Source organism: Hyphomonas sp. UBA4494 (assembly GCF_002388935.1).
In the GTDB taxonomy this organism is placed as follows: domain Bacteria; phylum Pseudomonadota; class Alphaproteobacteria; order Caulobacterales; family Hyphomonadaceae; genus Hyphomonas.
Genome location: NZ_DGNK01000024.1, coordinates 124,032 through 149,912 on the forward strand (window position 1 = coordinate 124,032; position 25,881 = coordinate 149,912).

The 25,881-nt window shown below is 56.0% G+C and carries 21 protein-coding genes; 17 read left to right on the top strand and 4 right to left on the bottom strand.

All coding sequences use genetic code 11. From position 1 onward, the window contains the following. The first annotated feature begins 39 nt into the window (after window positions 1-39). The 5 genes from B2P82_RS09595 to metH are packed head-to-tail and all read left to right on the top strand — an operon-like array spanning window position 40 to window position 6,033. A complete protein-coding gene (locus B2P82_RS09595) occupies window positions 40-996 on the top strand; it encodes an ArsR/SmtB family transcription factor (protein WP_290496869.1) in 957 nt (318 codons plus the stop codon). Then, the gene (gene metF, locus B2P82_RS09600) at window positions 993-1,901 is read left to right on the top strand and encodes a methylenetetrahydrofolate reductase [NAD(P)H] (RefSeq protein ID WP_290496871.1); all 909 of its coding nucleotides are present in this window, start codon (window positions 993-995) and stop codon (window positions 1,899-1,901) included. Before B2P82_RS09595 ends, metF begins: the two co-directional genes overlap by 4 nt. Window positions 1,902-1,904: 3 nt before the next feature. Then, complete coding sequence (locus tag B2P82_RS09605; RefSeq protein ID WP_290496874.1) at window positions 1,905-2,978, top strand: homocysteine S-methyltransferase family protein; 1,074 nt, start codon at window positions 1,905-1,907, stop codon at window positions 2,976-2,978. Continuing rightward, entirely contained in the window at window positions 2,975-3,403 is a 429-nt protein-coding gene (locus B2P82_RS09610; protein WP_290479620.1) for a gamma-glutamylcyclotransferase family protein, read from the top strand. Before B2P82_RS09605 ends, B2P82_RS09610 begins: the two co-directional genes overlap by 4 nt. Further along, window positions 3,400-6,033: a methionine synthase gene (metH, locus tag B2P82_RS09615; protein ID WP_290496875.1), complete on the top strand. Its 2,634-nt coding sequence runs from the start codon at window positions 3,400-3,402 to the stop codon at window positions 6,031-6,033. The genes B2P82_RS09610 and metH overlap by 4 nt, the downstream gene beginning before the upstream one ends. Here the strand turns inward: metH and B2P82_RS09620 are convergent. After that, window positions 6,030-6,869, bottom strand: coding sequence for a DUF5694 domain-containing protein (locus tag B2P82_RS09620; RefSeq protein ID WP_290496876.1), 840 nt, complete (start codon window positions 6,867-6,869; stop codon window positions 6,030-6,032). The two genes, metH and B2P82_RS09620, sit on opposite strands and share 4 nt — an antisense overlap. A 158-nt stretch (window positions 6,870-7,027) precedes the next feature. Here B2P82_RS09620 and pyk point away from each other — a divergent pair, with 158 nt between their 5' ends. After that, on the top strand, window positions 7,028-8,452 hold the full coding sequence (pyk, locus tag B2P82_RS09625; protein WP_206990716.1) for a pyruvate kinase: 1,425 nt from the start codon (window positions 7,028-7,030) through the stop codon (window positions 8,450-8,452). On the opposite strand, the gene B2P82_RS09630 is transcribed toward pyk, so the two are convergent. Together B2P82_RS09630 and B2P82_RS09635 are read right to left on the bottom strand one after the other, a co-directional pair. Continuing rightward, complete coding sequence (locus B2P82_RS09630) at window positions 8,439-8,975, bottom strand: retropepsin-like aspartic protease family protein (protein ID WP_206990715.1); 537 nt, start codon at window positions 8,973-8,975, stop codon at window positions 8,439-8,441. The genes pyk and B2P82_RS09630 overlap by 14 nt on opposite strands. A gap of 9 nt (window positions 8,976-8,984) precedes the next feature. Then, window positions 8,985-9,179 (bottom strand): DUF1289 domain-containing protein, encoded by a 195-nt coding sequence (locus B2P82_RS09635; protein ID WP_206990714.1) that lies wholly within the window; start codon window positions 9,177-9,179, stop codon window positions 8,985-8,987. Between the two features lie 200 nt (window positions 9,180-9,379). Between B2P82_RS09635 and B2P82_RS09640 the strand changes: the two genes are divergently transcribed. The 7 genes from B2P82_RS09640 to B2P82_RS09670 all read left to right on the top strand — a co-directional run bounded on the left by B2P82_RS09640 (window position 9,380) and on the right by B2P82_RS09670 (window position 19,434). Continuing rightward, entirely contained in the window at window positions 9,380-10,321 is a 942-nt protein-coding gene (locus B2P82_RS09640) for a nicotinate-nucleotide--dimethylbenzimidazole phosphoribosyltransferase (protein WP_242517322.1), read from the top strand. 109 nt (window positions 10,322-10,430) lie between these two features. Then, window positions 10,431-11,627 (top strand): acyl-CoA dehydrogenase family protein, encoded by a 1,197-nt coding sequence (locus tag B2P82_RS09645; RefSeq protein ID WP_206990712.1) that lies wholly within the window; start codon window positions 10,431-10,433, stop codon window positions 11,625-11,627. A 26-nt stretch (window positions 11,628-11,653) separates the two neighbouring features. Then, window positions 11,654-12,808: an acyl-CoA dehydrogenase family protein gene (locus B2P82_RS09650; RefSeq protein WP_290496877.1), complete on the top strand. Its 1,155-nt coding sequence runs from the start codon at window positions 11,654-11,656 to the stop codon at window positions 12,806-12,808. A gap of 361 nt (window positions 12,809-13,169) precedes the next feature. Further along, window positions 13,170-14,462 carry an outer membrane beta-barrel protein gene (locus tag B2P82_RS09655; protein ID WP_290496878.1) on the top strand — a complete coding sequence of 431 codons (1,293 nt, stop codon included), beginning with the start codon at window positions 13,170-13,172 and terminating at the stop codon, window positions 14,460-14,462. A gap of 72 nt (window positions 14,463-14,534) precedes the next feature. Continuing rightward, window positions 14,535-16,931 carry a GumC family protein gene (locus B2P82_RS09660; protein WP_290496879.1) on the top strand — a complete coding sequence of 799 codons (2,397 nt, stop codon included), beginning with the start codon at window positions 14,535-14,537 and terminating at the stop codon, window positions 16,929-16,931. 59 nt (window positions 16,932-16,990) lie between these two features. Then, window positions 16,991-18,136, top strand: a complete 1,146-nt coding sequence (locus B2P82_RS09665) for a glycosyltransferase family protein (RefSeq protein WP_290496880.1) — start codon at window positions 16,991-16,993, stop codon at window positions 18,134-18,136. Further along, window positions 18,133-19,434, top strand: coding sequence for an O-antigen ligase family protein (locus B2P82_RS09670; RefSeq protein WP_290496881.1), 1,302 nt, complete (start codon window positions 18,133-18,135; stop codon window positions 19,432-19,434). The genes B2P82_RS09665 and B2P82_RS09670 overlap by 4 nt, the downstream gene beginning before the upstream one ends. Before the next feature lie 30 nt (window positions 19,435-19,464). On the opposite strand, the gene B2P82_RS09675 is transcribed toward B2P82_RS09670, so the two are convergent. Continuing rightward, window positions 19,465-19,635: a hypothetical protein gene (locus B2P82_RS09675; protein WP_290496882.1), complete on the bottom strand. Its 171-nt coding sequence runs from the start codon at window positions 19,633-19,635 to the stop codon at window positions 19,465-19,467. Window positions 19,636-20,091: 456 nt separating this feature from the next. Between B2P82_RS09675 and B2P82_RS09680 the strand changes: the two genes are divergently transcribed. From B2P82_RS09680 to B2P82_RS09695, 4 genes are all read left to right on the top strand, one after another. Continuing rightward, window positions 20,092-21,567 carry an oligosaccharide flippase family protein gene (locus B2P82_RS09680; protein WP_290496883.1) on the top strand — a complete coding sequence of 492 codons (1,476 nt, stop codon included), beginning with the start codon at window positions 20,092-20,094 and terminating at the stop codon, window positions 21,565-21,567. A gap of 54 nt (window positions 21,568-21,621) precedes the next feature. Next, window positions 21,622-22,593 carry a glycosyltransferase family 2 protein gene (locus tag B2P82_RS09685; protein ID WP_290496884.1) on the top strand — a complete coding sequence of 324 codons (972 nt, stop codon included), beginning with the start codon at window positions 21,622-21,624 and terminating at the stop codon, window positions 22,591-22,593. Window positions 22,594-22,791: 198 nt separating this feature from the next. Continuing rightward, window positions 22,792-24,540 carry a type I secretion system permease/ATPase gene (locus tag B2P82_RS09690; RefSeq protein ID WP_290479610.1) on the top strand — a complete coding sequence of 583 codons (1,749 nt, stop codon included), beginning with the start codon at window positions 22,792-22,794 and terminating at the stop codon, window positions 24,538-24,540. Beyond that, window positions 24,537-25,880, top strand: coding sequence for an HlyD family type I secretion periplasmic adaptor subunit (locus B2P82_RS09695; protein ID WP_290496885.1), 1,344 nt, complete (start codon window positions 24,537-24,539; stop codon window positions 25,878-25,880). Before B2P82_RS09690 ends, B2P82_RS09695 begins: the two co-directional genes overlap by 4 nt. The last annotated feature ends 1 nt before the right edge of the window (window position 25,881 follow it).

Below are 25,881 nucleotides of genomic sequence, written 5' to 3' on the forward strand. Positions count from 1 at the left end.
CAATGTTTATATCATTAAATGACTTCACGGCTGTCATCCATGATTGAGGCTCTGCGCGCAGCAGGGGAGCCCACTCGTTTGAGGGTGTTGGCCCTGTTGCGCCAGCGCGACCTGTCGGTCGGGGAACTGGTGCAGGTATTGGAGCAGTCCCAGCCTCGCCTGTCTCACCACCTGAAGGCGCTCACGGCTGCAGGTTTGGTTGAGCGTTTGCCTGAAGGTTCATTTGTCTTCTACCGCGCTTCAACCGGGTCGTATGGAAAAGCATTTCTGGATTCCTTGTTTGCGCAACTGGATCGAGACGAGCCGGAACTAGCTCGTGATGCAGCACGTCTGGACGAAGTGAGCGCTGCGCGTGCGGAATCAGCTGAAGCTTACTTCTCAAACATCGCTGAGACGTGGGACCGCTTGCGGTCTCTTCACTATCCCAACGATTTGATCGAGGGGGCTCTAGTCGAACTCGCGGGGAAGGGACCATTTGGGCGCGTCCTGGATTTCGGAACCGGTACCGGACGTATGCTGAGCCTATTTGCACCTTTGGCCGAGGAAGCAGAGGGCATTGACCTAAGTCATCATATGCTCACTGTCGCGCGGGCAAATCTGGAACAGCAAGGCGTGCTTGGTGCCCGCGTGCGTCAGGGGAACGTGACAGCTGTACCGTTTGACGACAACTCTGCTGATTTGGTGATCATTCATCAGGTTCTTCACTATATGGACGCGCCAAATCGGGCGATCGCGGAGGCTAGCCGTGTGCTGAAGCCCGGCGGCCAGCTCCTGATCGTGGATTTCGCACCGCATGATCTGGAGTTTTTGCGCGCCGAGTATGGCCATCACCGGTTGGGTATGGCGCACGAAGCTATGGCTGTGTGGTCTGCCGATGTGGGCCTCGACCTCTTCGAGCCGCGTTCCTTTGCGCCTCCCGAAGGTGAACAGGATGGTCTCACCGTAAATATCTGGAAGGCGGTCAAGTCCGCCAAACCCAAGGAGCATGTCGCATGAGCTCGCTCGCTACCCCTCGGCAGGCAGGCTCGCCGTCTGTTTCATTCGAGTTTTTTCCGCCGAAATCCGAAGCGATGGCTGATCGCCTGTGGGAAACGGTTGAGCGCCTCGAGCCGATGACTCCGAATTTTGTTTCCGTCACTTATGGCGCCGGGGGATCTACGCGTGAGCGTACCCACGACACTGTTCGCCGGATTGCTCAACAGACCCATTTGCGACCGGCTGGTCACTTGACGTGCGTCAGTGCAACCAAGGATGAAGTGCTGTCCGTTGCGGAAGATTACTGGGACGCTGGGGTAAGGCATATTGTTGCCCTTCGCGGTGATCCACCGAGTGGCATGGGCGAGAAATTCGAACAGCACCCCGGTGGGTTCAGGGATTCAATCGATTTGATTGAAGGCATTCGTGCCCATCGGCCCGATCTCGGTCGCTGCTTCGAGATTTCTGTGTCCTGTTATCCTGAGCTTCATCCTGAGAGTCAGGGGTGGGACGCCGAAATCGCGTTTCTGAAAGCAAAGCAAGACGCAGGTGCGGACCGAGCAATCACGCAATTCTTCTTCGAGCCGGAAATCTATCTGAATTTTCTGGAAAAGGCTCGTGCAGGTGGTGTTACCATGCCCATTGTGCCGGGCATCATGCTGCAACCGAATTTCAAGGGCTTGAAGCGTATATCTCAACTGTGTGGCGCATCACTGCCGACCTGGCTGCATGAGCTCTATGAGGGCCTTGAGGATGATCAGGAAACGCGGGAACTAGTAACAGCTAACGTTGCGGCGGACCTTTGTCGGAAATTGTCCGATGAGGGGGTCTCCGATTTCCATTTTTACACGCTGAACCGGGCTGGGTTGGCTTTGTCCACCTGTCGCCTGCTCGGACTGAAACCCAAACCAGTTGAGGCCGCTTGAGCCATGAACAGACAAGATCGCATCAGCGCCCTGAAGGCAGCCGCCAAGGAACGAATTCTCATTCTCGATGGATCGTGGGGGGTCATGATTCAGAGGCGCGGCCTGGAGGAGGGAGATTACCGAGGGACTCGGTTCAGCGAGTCTGATTATCCCGGCCAGATGAAAGGAAACAATGATGTTTTGTGCCTGACGCGGCCGGATATCGTGACCGACCTGCATGATGCCTATTATGGAGCAGGTGCCGACATTTCCGAGACCAACACGTTCAGCGCAACGGTCATCGCGCAGGATGACTACAAGCTGGACCCGCAATCTGTCTGGGACATCAATCTGGAAGGGGCGAAGCTCGGCCGGGCTGCGGCCGATGCGTGGACGGCGAAGACGCCGGACAAGCCGAGGTTCCTGGCGGGCTCCATCGGGCCTCTAAACAAGATGTTGTCCATGTCATCGGATGTGAACGATCCAGGCGCTCGGTCTGTGACCTTTGATGAGGTCTATGAAGCCTATCGCCAACAAATCCGTGCGCTGAACGAGGGTGGGGTCGATCTCTACCTGATTGAGACGATTACAGACACTCTGAATTGCAAGGCGGCGATAAAGGCGATCATGGACCTTGAAGAAGAGGGCATGGACCAACTGCCCATCTGGATTTCCGGCACGATTACTGACCGGTCTGGTCGTACACTGTCCGGCCAGACGGTCGAGGCGTTCTGGAACTCGGTACGTCACGCGAAGCCTTTTGCTATCGGATTCAATTGTGCGCTTGGCGCTGACTTGATGAGGCCGTACATTGCGGCTCTGTCACGCGTAGCGGACACGCTTGTCGCTGCCTATCCGAATGCTGGTCTGCCGAATGAAATGGGCCAGTATGATGAGCAACCTGAAGAAACATCCGGTTCTGTAGGTGGTTGGGCGAAGGATGGTCTTGTGAACATTCTGGGTGGTTGTTGTGGTACCACCCCGGAACATATCGCGGCGATCGCCAACGCAGTCGACAGCATAAAGCCACGTGACCCGGCGCCGAGCAAACACACGATGCGCCTGTCGGGGCTGGAGCCATTCGAGGTGGCCTCATGACGGCCAGAGCCGTGGAGGTCGGAGACCTTTTCGTTTTCTATGGACTGCTCAAGCTGGGCGCGGCCGGGCAACCCGCCGATCTGCCGCTGGACAGTGCGGGTGTCTTCGGGGCGCCCTGCCGCTTTCGAGGGCGGATGATCGATCTTGGAGGTTTTCCGGGCGTCATCGAGGGTAATGAGCTTTGCCGTGGTATTCGCTGGCGGATCGGCGATACAGCGATCATGTCAGCAATGGATGCCTTCGAGGACGTAACCAACGACCCGGTGACCAGTCTATACTTGCGTAAACGAATTTCCCTGTTGGATGACACCGGGGCTGAGTCAGGCGAAACCGCCTGGATTTATTGGTATAATCGTCCTGCAGACGGGTTTCCCTCTGTGGTCGATGGCAACTGGCCGCTAGACGCCGGGAAAACGAGAAAATGACAATTGCAGCTTCCCAATCTTTTGTGAACATTGGTGAACGTACCAATGTGACAGGTTCTGCGCGTTTCCGGAAAATGATCACCGAAGGTCGTTACGCGGATGCCGTTGAGGTCGCGCGACAGCAGGTCGAGAGCGGCGCGCAGGTGATCGACGTAAACATGGATGAAGGCATGCTGGATGGCGCCGAGGCCATGCGCACCTTTCTGAACCTGATCGCCGCCGAGCCGGACATTGCCCGTGTCCCGGTCATGATCGACTCTTCCAAATGGGAGGTGATCGAGGCTGGCCTGAAATGTGTTCAAGGCAAGGCGATCGTCAACTCCATTTCCATGAAGGAAGGCGAAGAGACGTTCCGGAAGCAGGCGCGAGCCTGCCTCGCTTACGGCGCGGCCGTCGTGGTTATGGCGTTTGATGAAGTGGGTCAGGCCGACACCAAAGACCGCAAGGTCGAGATCTGCCAACGTGCTTTCAGAATTCTCACTGAAGAAGTCGGGTTCCCCGCTGAAGACATCATCTTTGACCCGAATGTCTTTGCCGTCGCAACGGGCATAGAAGAACATAACAATTACGCGGTCGACTTCATTGAGGCGACGCGCGAAATTCGCAAAACATGCCCGGGATGTCATATATCCGGTGGGCTCTCGAATGTCTCATTCAGCTTCCGAGGCAATGAGCCCGTTCGGCGCGCCATGCATTCTGTCTTCCTCTATCATGCCATTCCGGCAGGCATGGACATGGGCATCGTCAATGCCGGCCAACTCGATATCTATGATGATATCGAGGCTGACCTGCGCGAGCGCGTCGAAGACGTGATTCTGAACCGTCGCGAGGATGCCACTGAACGGCTGATCGAGATAGCTGAAGGCTTCAAGGGCCAGAAAGGAAAGACGGCCGAGAAGGATCTGTCCTGGCGCGAGGCGCCTGTCGCGAAGCGGCTCGAATACGCGCTCGTGCACGGCATTACCGAATACATTGATGCGGATACCGAGGAAGCGCGCCAATCGGTCGAGCGTCCGCTGCATGTCATCGAAGGCCCCCTGATGGACGGGATGAATGTCGTTGGCGACCTGTTCGGCTCCGGCAAGATGTTCCTGCCGCAAGTGGTGAAGTCCGCGCGCGTCATGAAACAGGCTGTCGCTTGGCTCGAACCTTACATGGAGGAGGAGAAGCAGCGCCTCGGCACTGTGGATGTTTCGAATGGTAAGGTTCTGATGGCGACTGTGAAGGGAGATGTTCACGACATCGGCAAGAATATTGTGGGCGTGGTTCTGGCCTGCAACGGTTATGAGATCCTGGATCTTGGTGTCATGGTGGCCGCAGAAACCATTCTGGATACGGCCGAAAAAGAGGGTGTCGATATCATCGGGCTTTCAGGCCTGATTACACCAAGTCTTGATGAGATGGTCTATGTTGCTTCCGAAATGGAACGGCGTGGTATGAAACAGCCACTCCTGATTGGTGGTGCTACGACCAGTCCCGCTCATACGGCGGTCAAGATTGATCCGGTCATCCGAACAGCCCCTGTTGTGCATGTGTCCGATGCGAGCCGTGCCGTCGGCGTCGTCAGCACGCTATTGAGCGAAGACGACAAACCGGCCTTTGTAACGCAGACCAAAGCACGCTATGAGCGGATGCGCGAAGCGCGCGCGGGCGGTCCGCCGAAACCGCGACTGCCGATAGGTCAGGCGCGCGAGGCCAGGCTCAAACTAGATTGGAAAACTTACACGCCGCCACAGCCAACGTTTGAGGGCGTGCGGACTTTTGAAGATTTTGATCTCGCGACGTTGGCGCGCTATATCGATTGGACTCCCTATTTTTCGGCATGGGACCTGGCGGGTCAGTATCCCCAGATATTGGAAGACAAGATTGTCGGCGAGGCTGCGACCGGCCTTTGGAATGACACTCAAGCCATGATGCAACAACTCGTCGGGGAAGCGTGGTTGAAGCCGAAAGCTGTGGTGGGCTTCTGGAGGGCAAATTCTGATGGCGATGATATTTGCCTCGATTCAGGGGATGTCTTTTATACGCTTCGCCAGCAAATGGTGAAGGATAATTCCCGCGCCAACTTCGCATTGTCCGACTTTGTTGCACCGGAAGGCGATGACTGGATCGGAGGATTCTGCGTTACTTCAGGTCCGCACGCGGAGGAAATTGCGCAAGACTTCATTAAGAGAGGCGACGATTATTCCTCCATTATGGTCAAGGCGCTGGCTGACCGGTTTGCAGAGGCGATGGCGGAATATATGCATGAGCGTGTCCGCAAGGAGTTGTGGGCTTATGCTCCCGATGAAGACCTGTCCAATCCTGAACTGATCAAGGAGAAGTATCGCGGCATCAGGCCGGCTCCCGGCTATCCGAGCCAGCCGGAACACACCGAGAAGGAAACCCTGTTCCGCCTGCTCGAACCTGAGGCGCGCATTGGCGTTTCGCTGACCAGCAGCTTCGCCATGACGCCTGCAGCCAGTGTTTCGGGACTCTACTTCGCGCATCCCGACAGCGTATATTTTGCGGTTGGACGTATCGAAAAAGACCAGGTCGAGGATTACGCGCGGCGCAAGGGGTGGGAGACGCGCAAGGCGGAGCGTTGGCTTGCGCCGATTCTCAATTATGATCCGTTTGCTGTCGACTAATCGGTGAGGTAGGGGGTGGCTTCGACCAGTTCGAAGCCGGGCGTTTCCTGCGCGAAGTGGCGCAGCCAATAGTTGTGTCCTGATCCGTATACGATGAGGATCCGATCTCCTGGTTCTGCAATTTCGGTGATGTTTGCGAAGATTTCGGCATTGCGAGCATACCAGCCATAGTTCAGAACGGCACCCGCAGCATCTTCGATATCCGACATGTCGAGCAGGCCATAGTAAAAGTCTGAATGCATGGTGCGGATCACAGCCGGGTCATTCTGTCGGGCCAGCAATTCTGCGATGGGGGTTGAGGGCTGGTCTTGCATAAGGAGTTCGGCTTGGGTCTTGATTGTGTCGATCAGACTGGTGATCTTGTCTTCCCGGCCCGTGCGTGCAGCAAAGGCTTCCACTCGATCGAAGGGAAAGTAGGCGATTTCACCATCCTGAGTGTCGACTGCGTAGACCCGGTCAATTCCGGTCTCGTGCGCGATGCGGTAGCCGATCTGGACCCTCTCGTTGCGCTTTCGGGTCAAATCCTCGGGGACGAAGTCCACAAAGTTCGGGTCGAGCGCATCATCGGTCTGGCGGATGCGCTCCAGGGCGATGGCGGTGGGGCGAAACGCGGTCAGCCGCTCGGCCAGGTCTTGCAGTTCCGCCTGGCGGTGCGGCGCCAACACATCATCTGCATCCGTGTTCACCAGATCCAGGCCCGGATTTTCGAAATGATAGGTGCCGAGCACCATGACCTGGACAGGTTCGACCCGATCTTCGGTGGGCGGCGTTTCGGCTTGTGACAGGGGCACGGCGCAGGCGGCCAGGACAGACAGGGCCAAGAGGGCTGATTTCATGCTCGATTTCTCCTTTTGCATAGGAAGATGCATCGACTTGGTCGATTGGATGCACGCACATGAAGTTTTTGTGTATTGAGCGGGGGAAAAACAGATCGGCTGGCATACCCGAAGGGACTCGTATAGGACCGGTGTCAACCTTGTCATAGGAGGGCGGAATGACTGAAAATCGGCTAATTGGTGAGAACGCAAAGATTGTCGCAACACTCGGTCCGGGCAGTCGCTCGCCGAAGGAAGTTCTGGCATTGGCCTATGCAGGCGTTGACGTCTTCCGCTTGAACTTCAGCCATGGCGAGTACAGTGCACACAAAGATGCCCTGGATGCTGTGCGCGCCGCTGAAAAAGAAACGGGTCGTCCCCTCGCTACGCTGGGAGACCTGCAGGGGCCCAAAGTACGCGTCGGATCGCTGCCGGGTGGAGAGCTGCGACTGCGGTATCAGAAGGAATATGCGGTCGTTGCCGCTGAGACGACCGAGGCGGAAGATACCATTCCAGTACCGCACGCCGAGATTGTCGAAATCCTCGAAGAAGGCGACGTTATCCTGGTGGATGACGGCAAGCTGATGTTCACCGTAACTCAGGCAGGCAGCAAGCCGATGGTGCGAGCTGACGTGCCTGGCAAGTTGACCGACAAGAAGGGCTTCACGGTTCGCGGCAAGGCCCTGCCGGTGCGAGCATTGACCGACAAAGACCGCGCCGACCTTGATTTCGCGCTCGAGATTGGCGTTGATCTCGTCGCATTGTCCTTTGTGCAGACAGTTGAAGACATCGAAGAAGTGAAGGCCATCATTGCTGGTCGGGCACCGCTTGTCGCCAAACTCGAAAAGCCTGCCGCCATTTCAAACCTGGAGCCTATTGTTGCCGCGGCCGACGCTGTGATGGTCGCGCGAGGGGATCTCGGTGTTGAGTATGCGCCTGAAGACGTGCCTGTCATCCAGCGCCGGATCGTACGTTGTGCTCGCGGACTGGGCCGGCCGGTAATCGTGGCGACGCAGATGTTGGAATCCATGATTGAGAATGCCGCCCCGACCCGCGCCGAAGCTTCCGATGTGGCCACGGCCATCTATCAAGGCGCAGACGCAGTCATGCTGTCAGGTGAGACCGCAGTCGGACGCCATCCCGCCACCACGGTGGCCATCATGTCCCGGATCATCCGTGCCACAGAGGGCGCTGAGGATTATCGGCGGTCGCTGGAACAGTTTTCGGGTGACATACCTGCGCAAAGCGCAATCGATGTTGTTGCAGAGACGGCCCAGGGTATGGCCGAGGCGGAAGGTGCGACAGCGCTGGCCCTACGTACTGGCGCTTTTGATCGGCTCGCCCGTTTTGCCAGAGTCCGAGGAACGGCACCGATTCTTTACGGGTCATTGGACGATCAGCGCTTGCGCACGGCCTGTCTGCTCTGGGGCGTGCATCCGCAAAGGCTGAATGCCGGGGCTGACTACTGGTATCGCGACCTGATGGATGCAGCGGGACTTGAGGGTCGCGTGGCCTATGCCCGATGGGCCGGCGATGCAGAAAGGTTCGCGTGGGAAGTTGGTGTCGGAAAAGGCCAGAACGGTGAGAAAATTACCGGCGTATGATCAATTGGCTTTGCTTGAACTCGTATGAATAGAGTTCGCCAAGATAGGTCATACCCAAGAGCGATTGTTCGAGCCCGTCCTTGAGGATCATGGCATCGACACGTTCGATTTCGACTTGGCCTATGCGAATATTATCCAGCGTGACGGCAGCGCCATATGTGATGCCGCCAGCCGTACGAATTTCCCATTTGTAGTCCAGCGTTTCCGGTTTCAAACCAATCCGCTGAGCATCACGAAAGGTCAAGGCGACGGTGCTGGCTCCGGTATCGACCATGAACTTGACCGCTGTTCCATGCACTTCGGCGCGGGTCCAGTAATGGCCATCTGACTCGCGATCGATAATGGCGGCATCCGCAAAGTTTACCGATGTGCGCTTCTCGGACGGGGCCGGTGCCGGATCCGGTTGCATTGTGGCAATCTCTGCCTGATGCTGCTCCAGCCTAGGGACGAGAAAGAAAGCGACAGTTGCGGAAATCAGCACAGCTGCGCCAAATCCGGATACGAGGGTCTTTCCTATGGACATCGAGAAATCCTAGCGTTTGCCGAGCGCTTCAAGCCGGGTGATCCGCTCAGGCAATTCGGCCATTATCTTCTCGCGTCCGTCTGGTCCCAGTCTTACCCAACTTCCGATTTCCTTAAGTGACCGTGCACAACCGAGACAGAGTCCTGTAGAGGCGTCTACAGCGCACACTTTGATGCAAGGGGATTTTATGGGTTGAGTGGTCATGTATTTAGGTTAGTCAGCTCACGAGAGGACACAAGTATCTCATAAACGAGGTAACAAAACCTTGTCGCAGTTAACATGTGTTGTCTGCTATAAGATGAAATCGATTTCAAATGCATTGGGAGCAACCTGCTTTGAGTGAGCCGGCACAACAAACTTCACCATTGGCGGATGCCAGGTCTCTAATTAAGGCGTCGGTGGATGTGGATCCGGCCCCTGGCCAGAAAGTGCGTGCGGCATTGCTCGAAATGGGCCGTGAGGGAGATTTCGGTCGTCTCGGCAAGGCCGCAGAATGGCTTGCTAATTGGCAGCATCGCTTTCCTCCACGTATCGAAAACCCGGTGTTGGCAGTGTTCGCCAGTTCACACGGCCTTCAGTCAGAGGGTGTCTCGCTCTCAAGTCAGACGGATACGCGCGCACATGTTGATGCACTGCGGGAAGGCAAGGCGCCGCTGTCGGCAATAGCAACACAGGCCGGAGCCGCCATACGCGTGTTCGATCTTGCCATCGACAAGCCAACTCCAAGTATTGCGGAGGAGCCGGCCATGACCGAGCGGGAATGTGCCGCGACCATCGCATACGGGTTTGAGGCCACCGAGGAAAAGCCGGATCTGCTCGCGCTTGCCGTCTCCGGAGCAGGGGTCGGCACCGCCGCCGCGGCTGTCGCGTGCGCATTGTATGGCGGAGCGCCGGATTACTGGGTCAGGCCGGACAATCAATCCACGGCCAATTTGGTAGAGCGGCGAGTGGACGTCGTATCGCGCGCGCTGGCTTTGCATCGGGGGCATCTGGCTGATCCGTTACAAGCTCTCAGATATCTTGGCGGTCGGGAATTGGCGGCCTGTGTCGGCGCAATCATTGCGGCGCGGCATCAGGGAATCCCGGTGGTTCTGGATGGATTTGCAACCACTATCGCCGCCGCGGTTGTGCATTCAATCGAACCAAAGGCCATCAGTCACTGCATAGCATCGCACGTGACACGGCGACCAGCTCATGAGGCGGCAGTCGAGCGGTTGGGCCTGCAACCCCTCCTTCAACTCGAGTTTCAAACCGGGGGCGGACTGGGTTCCGCTACGGCAATTGGGTTGCTCAAGACAGCGTGTGCCCCTTTCATTGCTGAGCCTTCAGCGGCAAATGCGACCTGACGCGACGAGAACCTGACGTTTACGCTCACGTCACCTTGCCTTTAGCCGAAAATGGCTGAATTAGAGGGGATAAGTACGATGCGCATCAAGCGCACAGTGAGGAGCCGTCATGAATCTCGATTTTTCGCCGGAAGAGATTGCCTTCCGCAATGAGGTCCGCGAATTCATTCGCGAAAACTATCCGAAAGAACTTGAGGGTATCGGGTCGCGTGAGGATCTTACGCGCGAAGAATTCCTCGCCTGGCACAAAGTGCTCGGTAAAAAGGGGTGGTCAACACCTGCATGGCCTGAAAAATACGGCGGCACCGGCTGGACCTCTACCCAGCGTTATATCTGGTCGGAAGAGAATGCTCGCGTTGATGCGCTGATGCCTCTGCCATTCGGTGTGTCGATGGTTGCGCCAGTTATCTACACATTCGGCAATGAAGAGCAGAAGGCTCGTCACCTGCCAGGCATTCGGTCCGGCGAAGTGTGGTGGTGCCAAGGCTATTCCGAGCCAGGCGCAGGTTCTGACCTTGCAAGCCTCAAGACGACAGCGGTTCGCGACGGCGACCATTATGTTCTGAATGGCCAGAAGACCTGGACCACACTGGCGCAGCACGCGGATTGGGGATTCTTCCTCTGCCGTACGGACCCGACGGCGAAGAAACCTCAAGAAGGCATCAGCTTCATCCTTGTCGACATGAACACGCCGGGCATCGAAGTGAAGCCGATCAAGTTGATCGATGGTACGCACGAAGTGAACGAGACGTGGCTGACAGATGTCCGCGTTCCGGTTGAAAACCTCGTCGGCACGGAAAATGAAGGCTGGACCTACGCGAAATTCCTGCTTGCTCATGAGCGCTCCGGTATCGCTGGCGTTGCGCGCTCCAAGCGGGGCGTTGAACGCTTGCGCAGTATCGCGTCAGAAGAGCTGGTTGATGGTCAGCCATTGCTTCAATCGCAAGATTTTGCGCGCAAGATCAGCCAACTCGAAATCGACCTGACCGCTTTGGAATTCACTGAACTTCGCACGCTGGCTTCCGAGGCAGCAGGCAAAGGCCCCGGGCCCGAAAGTTCGATCCTGAAAGTGAAGGGAACCGAGATCCAGCAGCGCTTGACCGAGCTTACGCTCGAGGCCGTTGGAAACTATGGTGCTCCGTATGGCTATGGCATGGAAAATACGGGGAATGACGGATTTGGCGTCGGTCCCGACCATGCGAACTTTGCGGCTGAAACGTATTTCAACATGCGCAAGACATCGATCTACGGTGGATCCAACGAGATCCAGCGCAACATTATTTCAAAGATGATCCTCGGCCTTTAGGGCGCACGAGGCAGGGAGGATAGAAGATGGACTTCAATTTCACCGAAGAGCAGAACATGATCCGCGACAGCCTCTCGAGGCTGATCCGCGAGCAGTATGATTTCGACACGCGCCGCAAGGTGGTCGAGTCCGAAGCGGGCTGGCGTCCTGAAATGTGGGCACAGTTTGCTGAGCTTGGTCTCTTGATGGCACCGTTCAGCGAAGAAGATGGCGGCCTTGGTGGCGGCCCGATTGATGCGATGGTTGTTATGGAAGAGTTCGGCAAGGGCCTCGTGGTCGAGCCTTACGTGCCGAGCGTTGTTTGCGGTGGTGGTTTCCTCAAGCGCGGCACGGATGCGCAAAAGGAAGAATACCTTAGCGGCATCATGTCGGGCGAGAACATCTTTGCATTCGCTTACGCAGAACCGCGCGGTCGCTATAATCTGGCCGATCTTGAGACGACCGCCAAGAAAGACGGCGCCGGCTTTGTCCTGAATGGGCACAAGGCCGTGGTCATTGGTGCGCCTTGGGCAACCCACTTCGTTGTGACAGCGCGCACGTCAGGTGATCGCCGTGACAGCAATGGCGTTTCAGTCTTCGTCGTTGCCAAGGATGCGCAGGGGGTAAGCACCCGCGATTATCCGACGGTCGATGGTCGCCGCGCGTCGGAAGTCTACTTCGAGAACGTCGCGGTTGGCGCAGAAGCGGTGATTGGCGAAGTCGACAATGGTCTGCCGTTGATCGAAACCGTTACCGACGAGGCCATCGCCGCGATCTGCGCCGAAGCCTGCGGCGCCATGAAGGTGGCACACGCCATGACGGTCGAATATTCACGCCAGCGTAAGCAGTTTGGCGTTCCGATTGGAAAGTTCCAGGTGCTGCAGCACCGCATGGTCGATATGTTCATGGAGCATGAGCAGTCGATTTCCATGACCTACATGGCCACGCTCAAGCTTGATGAAGACCAAGTCACGCGCAAGAAGGCGGCATCCGCTGCCAAGGTGCGTATCGGTCAAGCCGGTCGCTTCATTGGTCAGGAAGCCGTGCAGATCCATGGCGGCATGGGCATGACAGACGAACTGGCTGTCGGACACTATTTCAAACGCCTGACGATGATCGATTCCGAGTTCGGCAATATCGATCACCATCTGAAGCGGTACACCGGACTGACAGAGATGGAACTTCCGGCAGCGGCGGAATAGACCACAGAGTCCAGTAACTGTGCAGGCTGAATATTGGGCCTAGGGGCTTTTTAATAATTAATATTCTGCCGAATTAGTCTGACGAGACGGCCCGGGACGCGAAGACAGCGTCCCGGGCCTCTTCTTATGTCTTGATTAATTGAGAAATTATTGCCGACAATCCGCCTCTCGGTCTTGCGGGCCGCTGAAACCTTCCAATAATTCGCTCGAATTTGCCTAACTTTGATTACTTGACTGACACCGTATTCCCCTATGAAGCCCTCACTCTTTGTAAGAAAAGTGGTATGGGTCTTGCTTTGGGACCTTTGGTAAACATGGCGGTTCGAGCAACCGGAATACATAATCCAGGGAAGAGGTGGAAATGTTGTATACTAAGCGGGTTAGCCTTGCAGGAGTCGCGACAGGCGCTCTGATTGCGGCGATGTCTGGGACGGCGTATGCGCAGTCGAGCGACTATTACAGTCGGGACAAGTATGAGGCGGTTACAGACCGCCGTCAGCCCGAATATGATCCGGAGCCCATCCGGCTCGGAGCATTTACGGTAAATTCCAGTCTGTTCGCTGGCCTTGGTTATACCGACAATGCGTTGGGAACGAGCGACAACGAAGAATCGGATGTCATCGCCCGCATCGGCGCTGATATTGCGGCTCGTACAAACTGGAGCGTGCACGAAGTGGCCGCCTCCGTGTCTGTCAGCCGTGACGAGTACCAGGATTTCAGTGACCAGTCAGCCAATGATGTCAATACGCGGCTGCGGGGCCGTCTGGACGTCACGCGCGACGTCGCACTTGGCGGCGCGGTCTTCTACCAGCAATCTACGGATCAGCGGTCCGACCCATCGAACACATCCGGACTGGGCGAGCCGATCGAGTATACCCGTGCAGGCGTCGAGCTGAGTGCCAATTATACAAATGACCGTATTCGCTGGACGAACTCTGTGACATTTGCGGAAGTCGACTATGACGACACGGTCTCCCTTGACGGTACGCCGATCGATCAGGACTTCCGTGACCGGTCTGACACGCTCTTCAATTCGCGCCTCAGCTATGCGATTTCGCCGAACGTAGCTGTTTTTGGCCAAGGCATGATCCAACAGCGTGAGTACGATAATCTGCTGGTCGTCGACGGTGCGGAACGGTCCAGGGATTCAGATTCCTACACTGTTTACGGTGGTGTGGACTTCGAGCTGAACACGCTGATCCGCGGTGACGTGGCCATTGGCTATCTGAGCGAAGAAAAGGATGACAATTTCTACGAAGACACTGACGGTCTGGCCGTCGATGCGAATGTAGAATGGTTCCCGACCCGTCTCACCACTGTGAGCTTCAATGGTGCACGCCGTACAGTCGATAGCGGCATTCGGACCAGCGCGAGCTCCATTCAAACGACGCTAGGCGCCCGTGTTGATCACGAACTGTACCGCAATATCATCCTGTCAGGATATGGCGAGCTCACCAGCTATGAATACGATGAGACCGACAGGGATGACGACATCACCGAATTCGGTGTGATCGGTACGTACAAAATGAACAAGCGGGTGCACCTGAACGCCTTCGCACGTCGCGTTGATCGTGACCGGAGTGGTACGGCGTTTGCGGCCGATGAGAGCTTCTCTGCGAACCTTCTCGGTATTTCGGTTCGTATCCACCCTTAATTTCCATACCAGGCGACCGACCATCCGGCCGGTCGCCTGAAAGCTTCCAACCCCAACGCGCGGTATATTATCTTGACCAAGACATTCAGTTTTGAACTTCCGTCCCAGGTTCCCGCAGAAGCGGAGACCGAAGGCAACAACATGCCGACAGATCTGAAGTCGCTGTTGGGGGCTGTGTACCGGCGCTTCTGGCTGATTGCGCTGAGCTTCCTCTCGGTCTTCACGCTGGTCGCGTACATGACGTTCAACCAGACGCCGCTCTACCAATCGAGTTCTGTGGTCCAGCTGGATACTGAGCAGCAAAACGTGATCGACCTGGGCAGTGTTCTCAGTGGTTTGGCGGTCAGCACGGCGGTGATCGACACCGAAGTCATGATCATGAAGTCAAAGTCACTTCTGACGAAGGTTGCCGTCAAACAGAAGCTCATCGAGGATCCTGAGTTCAACTGGACACTGCGCGAGCGAAAGACCAGCGCACTGGGCAAGCTGAAGAACCAGGTCAAATCACTGGTCGGCATGGATACGCGCGTGATCGACCCGTTTGAAGGCATGAGTGTCGATGAGCGCGAGAGCGCCATTCTGGATAGCGTCGTCGGCACGTTGATGGGGCGTGTTGGTGTTTCGCGTATCGGCACCACCTATCTTATCAACGTTGAGGTCACGAGCACCTCGCCAGAAACATCTGCCCGCCTCGCCAATGCCATCGCAGATCAGTATCGGGTTCAACAGCTTGAAACGAAGCTGGACGCCACACGGCGCGCTACCGAATGGTTGTCTGATCGTGTGTTTGCCCTTCGTGAGGAAGTTGAGGAAAAGGAAAACCGCGTTGCCAAATTCATTGCCGACAACGACATGGAAACGGCGATGGGTAACACGCTCACCGAGCAGAACATTGCCTATCTGACCACGCAGAAAACACAGGCTGAAGTCGAGCTGAACCGTGTCCGGTCACGCTTTGACAGTATGCGCCGGCAGATCAATAGCGGCGCTGGCGTGGATGGGATTTCCGAAGTTCTGGAATCTCCTCTTATCACGAGCTTGAAACAACAGCTCTCTACTGTCCGCGGCCGGGTGGGTGACCTCGAAACCCGTCTGGGGCCGCAGCACCCTGAACTGATCGGTGCGCGCGCCGAACAGGCGGATATCGAGCGTCAGATCCAGAACGAAATGACCCGGATCGCCACAAATCTTGAAAACGAAGTTCGTGTTCGTCAGGATCAGGTTGGCCGGCTCCAGTCACAAATCAGCAACTCGAATTCCAAGCTTCGCGGCAACAGCCTTGCAATGGTACGCCTGCGCGAGCTGGAGCGCGATGCGGAAACCAGCCGCGTATTGTATGAAGAGTTCATTGCGCGCTCCAAGGAGACCCGGGAGCAGGACGGTCTCGTCCAGCCGGATGCCGTCATCCTGTCCAATGCCTCAGTGCCAAAGTTCCCGAGTTCACCTCGTACGACGCTGAACCTCTTGATTGGTGCGATACTTGGCTGTTTGCTGGGTGGTGCGCTCGCCATCATGGCCGAAATGTTCGACATGAAGATTTCATCTTCGGAAGACATTGAAAAGAAGCTTGCTCAGAATGCCCTTGGCACGGTGCCACTGATCCGCACCGGCAACGCCCTTGGCTTCGCTCAGACCAATCCCGCCGATTATCTCATAGAAAACCCGTTATCAGCGTTTGCCGAAAGTATTCGCTATCTGCGAGCAGCAATCGCTTTCTCGGACTTGGACAGCGAAACGAAAACCGTGGCGATCACTTCATCCCTGCCGGATGAAGGCAAGACAAGCCTGACCCTGGCGCTCGGTCGTATGTCGGCCATGTCGGGTGCGCGGACGCTGGTCATTGATGGTGATTTCCGCCGTCGCCAGTTGACTGACGCAGCTGGCTTGAAGCCTGAGATTGGTTTCATTGAGTATCTCTTCGGCGCAGGACAGCTTTCTGATGCGATCTCCAAGGATCCCAAGAGCATGCTGGACATTCTGCCGCTGTCTCTGACGGGCCATACACCGCATGACGTGTTCGGGACGCGTGCCTTTGACGATCTTCTGGTTCGCTTGCGCTCCATGTACGATCTCATCCTGATCGATACGGGGCCACTGCTGCTGATGGCTGAGGCGCGGGTTGTTGCAGGCAAGACAGACAAGGCCATTCTGGTTGTGCGCTGGCGTCACACGAACCGCTCAGCAGCACGTCAGTCATTGGCACTCTTGCGATCCTTCAAGGCCGACCTGCTGGGTGTCACGCTCAACATGGTGAACCTCAACCGCCGCCGCCATTATAGCGACCCGGGTGCAGGATATGATGCCTATCGCAAATACTATCAGATGGAGACGAAGCCTTCTCTGTTCAGCTTCATGCGCCGGGATCCGAACAAGCCGAAGAAAGGCGAAATTCGCCCTACAGCGATCCAGACTCCGCCAAGCCTCGCGGAGCATAGCACCGAGTCTCCTGAAAAAGTTGACGCAAACTAAGGTGTGAGACGAAGCGCTCATGCGATGATCGCTTCCCTTACCCTGAATTGGATCGAGCGATGACGACAATTGCATTCTTCGGACATGATGCGGCAGATGCCGCTGTGCGCCGACGTGTGAAGTCGTTCGTCGGCGACGGAATGGATGTTGTTGGCTTCATGATGCGCCGCCGTGATGTCTCTCCGGAATGGAAGAATGTCGATCTTGGCATGACGCGTGATGGCGCCTTCATCCAGCGGATCAAGCAGGTGTTTGCTGGCGCGCGGAAGGCGGCTGAGCAACGTGAGCTATTAGCTGCAGCTGACGTCATATATGCGCGAAATCTCGACATGCTGGCATGTGCGTTCCTGGCAAAGCGCCATACAGGACTGAAGACGCCCGTCATCTACGAGAGCCTCGATGTGCATCGCTTGCTGACGCGCTCCGATTTTGTGGGTCGGATATTTCGCAGCCTCGAACGCGCTCTGCTGAAGCGGACACGAGCGCTTGTTGTGAGTTCTCCCGGCTTCTTGCGGAATCATTTCGAACTTCACTACGGGGGCGACTTCACGGCCTATGTCGTAGAGAACCGTTTGAGTGCTGACAGTAACTTTGGCCCACGGCCGGATACTGCGCTCCCGGTGGAGATTCTGGAAGACCGAAAACTTGTACTCGGATGGGTCGGCATGTTGCGGTGCCAGCGTTCGCTGGACCTGCTATGCGCTCTGGCTGACGCGTATCCCGATACATTGGAAATTCGGCTACATGGAATCCCGGCACGCACCGAAATTCCTGTGTTCGAACCCGAGATTGAGCGTCGACCAAACATGACCTTCTTTGGAAAGTTCCGGTCACCAGAGGATCTATCCAGCATTTATGCCTCGCTGGATGTGGTCTGGGCAGGGGACTTCATGGAGGCTGGGTACAATTCGGTCTGGCTGTTGCCGAACCGGATCTATGAGGGAGGCTATTATGCGACGCCCTCGATCGCGCCGGCCGGTACAGAGACAGCGGCCTGGATCGCACGGAATGACTGCGGGTTCGTGATTGAGGAGCCCCTTGAGCGCTCGCTGTCGAAACTGGTGGGACATTTGTTGACAGATCGCCGGGAGATTGCCGCTTACGCCATGCGACTTGCAAGCTTGCCAGAAGACCTGTTCGTGCAGCCGGCTGGATTCATGCGCGACATGATCTCGACCAGTCTTGGCCAGGAGGCTGTCGCATGAACATTGTAAGTCGTATTCCGACTGACCGCGATTCATCTCTTGTCATGGCCAAAGTCTATGAGGAGCCGCGGAAAATCCCATACTGGGAGCAGGCGCTTATCTCGGTTTGGTTCCTGAATTCATTCGTGCCACTGCCGCTTGAAACTCCACTACGCTATCTGATGGTTTTGTGGTTTCTGTGGCTTCTCGCCTTGCATAAGGAGCAGGTCATTCCGATCGTGCTCAAGGCGTGGCCTCTTTTCCTCCTGCCGATATTCGGTTTCATTTCGATTCTGTGGTCACCCTATATGGGGGCAGCCATCCGGAGCGGCGCACTTTACCTTCTAACCCCTCTGGTCGCTGTCATTATCATTACGCGATTTGATATCACCACTATCCTGCGATGCATGTTCTTCGCAGGTGTGATGGCGATCATTGTGTGTATTCCATTCTATGATTCAATGCCCTCCGGCGGGCCGTATCCGCAAAAGAACTATTTCGCCCAGCAAATGTTGTTCGTGGCATTGCTCAGCTTCATGACATTGTTGAATGAAAAGTCATGGCCTTGGACACGGCTATTGGCCGCGCTCATTTTCCCAGTTGCTTTAATCTTTATGCTACGGGCGCCGTCGGCAACGGCACTCGTGTTTGCCGGAGTGGGGATCATCGGCCTGTTTCTGGTCAAGTTCGCGTGGCAATCCATTAGCAAGGTGCGCCACTTGCGATCCATCATATTCATTGCTGGCGTCAGCGTGGTTTTGATAGGCGCCATGATTGTGCTGAACCAGACTCACCAAGACTATGTGGCGGACTTCCTGGGCGCGCTAGGTAAGGATACGACTTTCACTGGGCGAACTCATATCTGGTCTGCTGGGCGCTTGGCAGCGGAAGAGCACCCAATTATCGGTTTGGGGCTTGAGGGATTTTGGAACCCGTCAAATGGCGCGGCACAATCGATCAATGAGATGGATTTCAAGCCATACGGGACTAAGCTGACCTTCCACAATGCGTATCTCGAAGTGCGCGTGCATCTCGGATACATCGGTCTCGGACTTTACATGTTGATGTGGGCGTGGTGCGGTTATCGTCTGCTAATGCAGTTCTTCCGAGATTCGTCTTTGGAGATGTCTGCGCTGCTCGTCTTCGGCGCGATCGTATTCATTTCGACGTTTACGGAGTCTTTGGCGTGGGCGAGTTTCAACACCCCCCTTAACTTGCTGTATCTTGGCGCCTTGGCGACACTATCGCCGGTGCGTCGCACATACGTAGGGAAGGCGCCTGTTTACCTGAGTTCCAGCCCGGGCTACGCCAAGGCGTAGCGACCAGGTAACCACTTTTTGGGGGCTGTATTACAACAGGGCGCCGATGGCGAAAATGATGCCTGCCCACAGCGAAGCGCTAAGACCAACGATCAACGTGATGCGCAGCCAGACGGGCCATTTGCCGAAATTCTCGATATCGGTCTGGACGTCACTCTGATAGTGGCGAATTGTGGTGGGCTCTGCAGTCAGATGCATCATGGATGTATTCCTTGCCAGAGACGAATTCGCATTGCGCATACTTCTTTTTTGGCGACCAACTATTAAAGGTGACTTAAGCCGACACGTGATTTCACCCATAATCATTGACTCAGTCTCGACGTCGAATCCGGCATCAATGTGGTTGGTTTGGGACGGTATCCCGCCGTTACTGGGGATTTGAGCAGGCTGACGAAACACCAACAGGCTGCAATGGGCGACCAGTATATTAACCATCTGCGCAGATAGCTGAATTCTCTAGGAATTTTCTCTCGTTTGTTGAGCATTGCGGGACAGTAATCTTACCGCTCGCCGGTACTGCAATTGGCAAAATCTGCCCTTTCAGGCACCATCCTTGCAAGGTTAAAAGCCGAATCCAGCTTTTGAGTGCGTTCAGCTTCCATGGGAATAGCAGCCATTTCTTCCGACGAAATTCCCTCGAGCCCATCGCAAGGCCTGATGAGGTCTGCTGGCAAAGCCGCCATCTGGGTAGCTTTCAGTAAGTGGTTGGGCTTGCTGAGCGGTCTGGTGTCGCTTGTTGTGGTCGCTCGGTTGCTCACGCCAGAGGATTTTGGCGTCTACGGGTTTCTTTTGATTGTACTTGTCATCCCGGAAGTCTTTTCGAGCGACAGTCTCAATGAGGTTCTCATTCAGAGGACCGATTTGAAAACAGAACATTCCAACTCAGTCTTTCTGTCCTCGCTGTGCTTCGCAGCCCTGTTTTTTGGACTGATCCAACTGAGTGCTCCCTACATTGCGGTGCTCTTTGATGTGCCGCCCTTGGTCGACTACCTGCGGGTCATGTCGTTGGTTCTGTTCATGGGCGCGCTGAGTGCGGTTCCAGCTGCCTTGCTACAGCGACATATGCAGTTTCGCGAAATTACCATTGTGGATGTCGTGGGTTACATCGTTGGCGCAATTGTCGGCGTAAGTTGCGCGATCCTGTTTCAGAATGCCTGGGCGCTGGTCGCGATGGAAATGTCCCGTCGTTTCGCGAGGATGCTGGCTTTCCTGTATTTTGCCAAATGGTGGCCGTCTTTCCGGACAAATCTGATTGAGTTCAAGTCCTTGCTCCGATTCAAGATGGCATCAATCGGATTGAGGCTGGTAGCAGCAGGGGATTTGGGTCTGCCGCGATTGTTTGTGGGTTTGTTTCTCGGGCCGGCGGCGCTCGGTATGTTCAATCTTGCCATGCGGATACAGAGTCAGGCGATGCAGGCGCTCGTGTCGCCGTTTGGCGCAGTCGCATTCCCGGTAGCGTCGAAAACTCAGAACGATCTTCCGACGCTCTACAAGACGATGTCTACCGCGATCTGGCTCGCCGGATTTATTGCGTATCCGGCATTCATCGGTGCCGCCGCTGCCGCTCCGGTCATTGTGCCGGTCGTGTTTGGTGACCAGTGGAATGATGCGATCATCGCGATTCAGATTTCCATGTTGATGGGTATTCGCCTTCCGTCTTCCGCGTTCAATGGCGGGGTGCTTCGCGGTGTCGGACGACCGGGCCTTTTGCTGAAGGTCAGTGTTTTTGCGCTGCTGGTTCTCCTGGTGATGCTGCCTTTCGCATCGCGGGTGAGTTTGGAGGCCGTAATGATTGCCTTGGCTTTCCAGAAATTCCTCGGCTGGTTCCTCAGCAGTTGGGCCGTTTACCGTGCTGTGAAATTCCCTATCACCCGTCAAATTCTTGCGGGGTCGTCAGTTTTAATTGCCGCACTCGTAATGGGCGGCGGGATATGGTGGGCCGCTGGCCACCTTCCTGATGACTGGTCCGACCTCACCAGGGTTGCGGCGATCATCGGGCTCGGAATAGCGCTCTACGTCGCAGGCCTTTTGATTGCGGCCCCTGCAATGGCGAAGCGCGGCATGTCGTCTATGGTAATGCTGCTGAAGGGGGACCGGAAGATGGCGATCGCGAATCTCCGGAAAGTGTCATGAAAATCTATTCGGACACTGAATATTTTCAAGGGTTTAGATATGGAGGCAAGACCAATGCTTGATGAAAACAAGATTGCGATTGTTATTCCCCTCTACAATGACGCCCCCAATATTGAACGTGCCATTCGTAGTGCCGTCGAACAGAAGGTTCCGGACACTGTTGCGGTTGAGGTGATCGTCGTGGACGATTGTTCTTCAGACGATGGACCAGAGATCGCCAAGCGAATGGCGCGGACAATTCCGAACCTTACATTTGTCCAACAGGCTCAGAATTCCGGGCCGTCGGCCGCTCGAAATTGCGCGATACGGCAAACAGATGCGGCCTGGTTCACGCCGCTCGATAGTGATGATTTCATGTTGCCGACGCGCATTGCCGGCCTGCTGGACGAAGCGCGCGCGAGAGATCTCGACTGGGTGGCAGACAATCTCCTGATGAGTTCCGAGGACACTCCGGAAGAGGTCGAGCGTGTCTTGTGGCCCGATAAGCCGGAAGGGGCTGTCCGGTTGACGACTGAGTTGTTCGTCAAACAATCCTACGATGTAGACATTGAGCGGTCGGAACTCGGCTTCATCAAGCCCCTGATCAATCGACGCTGTCTTGGCGACGCCTCGCGACCTTACAGAGACCAGTTGAGGTTCGGCGAAGACTTTGAATTGTATACGCGGTTACTGATGTCAGGTGCCAAGGCGGATCTTGTCGATCCCGAGGGCTATTACCTTGTTCGCCGGAGAGGATCAGCTTCCCATTCCCAGTCGGGCAGGGATCATCAGCGCTTGGTTGAAATCAGTCGGGAAATGCTGAATTATCCGAGCCTGACGCGTACGGACCGGCGCGCGCTTCTGGGTCACTTGAGATACTCGGAAAGAGAGCTGGCCTGGTGGACAATGATCGAGGCTGTTCGCGAAAGAAATCCGGCCAAAGCCATCAGAGCTCTGGTGATTTCACCATTGGCAACGCTTCACGTCATCGGGAATCTTGCAAGACAGGCCGGCGCGCGCGTGAGTTCACGAACTCCGACAGCGTAAAAATTAAGTAACATCTCCGAGAAGTCGTTGTTTTCAAAGGCTTGGTAAATAGAGATTCAACCAAATTCCATGTATGGTGAATAGTGCCTGGAAACTCGCGCATTCGTGCGAACCGGTGGGCACAAGATCAGCGAGACGGTGCATGTCTGCTTGATAGAGCGCTGACGTGACGACGTCTCGCACGGAAGAGGTGGATGCGTGTCCAATCAAAGACCGAACCAGTTGGGTCATGAAGAAACCCTGATCGAGACGGCGCGGAAATCCCGCAGGGCTATTCTCGCAGTCGGGGGCTTCAGTGTTGCCCTTAATGTGTTGATGCTGGCAGGTCCGCTTTACATGCTGCAGGTTTACGACCGGGTGCTGGTCAGTGGATCCCTGCAAACGCTGATCGCGCTCACAGCTTTAATCGCCGTACTGTTCATTGGATACGCGCTCATTGATGCGATCCGGTCTTCGATGCTGGTTCATGTGGCTGCCCGGATTGAGCGCGAAATGGCCCCCTTGGTTTTCGATGCCATTCATCGTCGGTCACTCCAGGATTCAGGGGCCAAGGACGGTCGGGCAATGAAAGACCTGGCGGAACTTCGGCAATTCATGGCTGGCCCGACGGTCAAGGCGGCTTTTGACCTGCCGCTGGCGCCACTCTATTTTTTGATCCTCTTCCTCATGCACTGGACGCTCGGTGTACTGGCCCTGATTGGTTCAGCCGTGATTTTTGCGCTGGCTCTATATACTCAAAAGGCAAGCGAAGCCTCGTTGCTGACCTCTGGTGAAGTCAGCAATACGGGCGCTGTCTTCGCCCAGAATGCGTGGCGCAGTTCTGAATCGGTTCACGCGCTGGGCATGCAAAAGACAGTCCGTGACAAATGGGTTGATGCCACCACCGAAGCGGATGCCACAGCTATTCGAGCATCTGACACAATCAATACCGCCGCCGCCGCTACACGTGCTTTCCGGATGTTTTTGCAATCCGCCTTGCTTGGTGCCGGCGCCGTGCTCGCCATTGCTGGTGTTGCAACGCCAGGTGTGATCATCGCAGGCTCTATCATCGGCGCGCGGGCCATCACTCCAATTGAGCAGATAGTTTCGCAATGGCGTTCGATTGTTCGTGCCAGGGCCGCGCGAAAACGGCTTGCGTCTTTAACGGGCGCTACCGAGCAGAAGGCAGCGCCGATGACCCTTCCGGCCATCACCGGGAAGCTGTTGGTAGAGAATGTTTTTGCAGCTTTGCCAGGCCAGCAAAAACCTTTTCTTCAAGCAATCTCGTTCTCGGTTGAGCCGGGCGAGATTGTCGGTGTGATCGGAGCGAGCGGCTCGGGCAAGACGACCTTGGCCCGGGTGTTGACCGGAGTCTGGCCCTATGCGCTTGGGGCAGTGCGACTTGATGGTGCCGAGATCAAGGAGTACCAGCCGGACCAGTTGGGACAACAGCTTGGCTACTTGCCGCAGGCGGTCGAACTTTTACCCGGTACCATCAGTGAGAATATTGCCCGCCTTCGTCCAAACGCCGACCCAGAAAAAATCGTGGCTGCGGCCAAACGTGCGAACGCCCACGACATGATCCAGTCTTTTGCAGATGGCTACAACACTGAGTTGGGTATTGGTGGCGAACGTCTTTCGGCCGGTCAACGCCAACGTATTGGGTTGGCGCGCGCATTGTTCTCTGATCCCAAGCTGGTGATCCTGGATGAGCCGAATGCCAATCTCGACCATGAGGGCGATGAGGCGCTGAATGACACACTCAAGCTGCTCAAGGATGAGAAGGTGGCTGTTGTGATAATCGGACACCGCCCAACCACACTGCGCCATGTCGACAAAATTGTGTTGATGCATGAGGGTAAGGTGCAGGCGCTCGGGCCGCGAGATGAAATTCTGTCGAAGGTTCTGAGAACTCAGAAGCGGTCTGCTACCGGCATCAAGCTGATAGAGAAGGGCAAGACGCAATGACCACGGGTCCGATCGTATTCGAGGATAGCGACCGTCTGACGCTGATCGACCTGGGCCTGCGTAGGCTCATGGTACAGGGCCTTGTAGTAGTTGGTGTGTTGTTTGGTGGCTTGTTCATCTGGTCGGCGGTCGTGCCACTCGAAAGCGCCGTTGTCGCTCCGGGCACGGTGCAGGTTTCGGGTGCCAACAAGACGGTCCAGCATCTGGAAGGTGGGATCGTGAAGGAGATCCTGGTCGCGGATGGAGATACTGTTGAAATCGGTCAGCCACTGATCCGCCTGGATACTTCCGGTGTTGCGGCCTCTCTTGCCAGCCTTGAGGCCCAATTGTTCACCCTGGCAGGAGAAGAGGCGAGGTTGCTGTCGGAGCGGGAGGGACGTGACGTCGTTGTCCGGACCCCCACAATCGAATTTCTGGAAACTCTAGAGGACGGCAAGCGACGCGTGGCGCGCGTTATTGCAACTCAGCAGGCCATCTTGGATACGCGTACTCAAGCACTCGAAACCGATGTCCAATTGCTCTCATACAAAATAGATCAACAGGGTGAACGCGTTGCGGGTCTGAAAGACCTCATGAGTTCGAATTCCCAACAGATATTGATCCTTGAAGACGAGCTTAACGGGCTTGAGGCATTGTTCGAAAGAGGGCACGCGCCAAAGAGCCGAATGCTGGCGCTGAAGCGCGAGAAGGAACGTCTTGCTGGCCAACAAGCATCTCATAGAGCGGAGATCGCTCAGATACGTACGGCGATGGCGGAAGGCCGGCTGCAGATATCGAGATTGGAAACCGATACGCGTGAGACTGTGCTGACTCAGTTGAAAGAGATCCAGTTGGGTATTGAAGACCTTATGGAGCGTCGCCAGTACGCGGCTGACCAATTGGCTCGTACTGAAATTGTTGCGCCTTATGCAGGGCAGGTTTTTGGTGTGAATGTGCATGCGGTCAATGGCGTGATTGGTGCGGGCGCGCCTTTGCTATCCATCGTCCCGGATGACGAGGAGTTGGTGATGATCGTCCGAATATCCCCAAGCGAAATCGACCGGGTGCAGAATGGGGATTCCGTGCGGATACGCTTTCCCTCGCTCAATGCGTCTCGCACGCCCGAAGTCAGAGGCACTCTGAAGACCGTGTCGGCTGATGTCCTAGTCGAACAGGATGGCATCGCGCCGTATTACCGCGCTGTCGTCGAGCTGACTGAGCAGGAGAAGGCGCGCGTCGGCACCGAGCTGACGCCCGGGATGCAAGCGAACGCCATGATCCAGACAGGTCAGCGCACGGCTCTGTCATACTTGACCAAGCCACTTGCAGACTTCACGGCCGTATCGTTCAAAGAAGAATAGG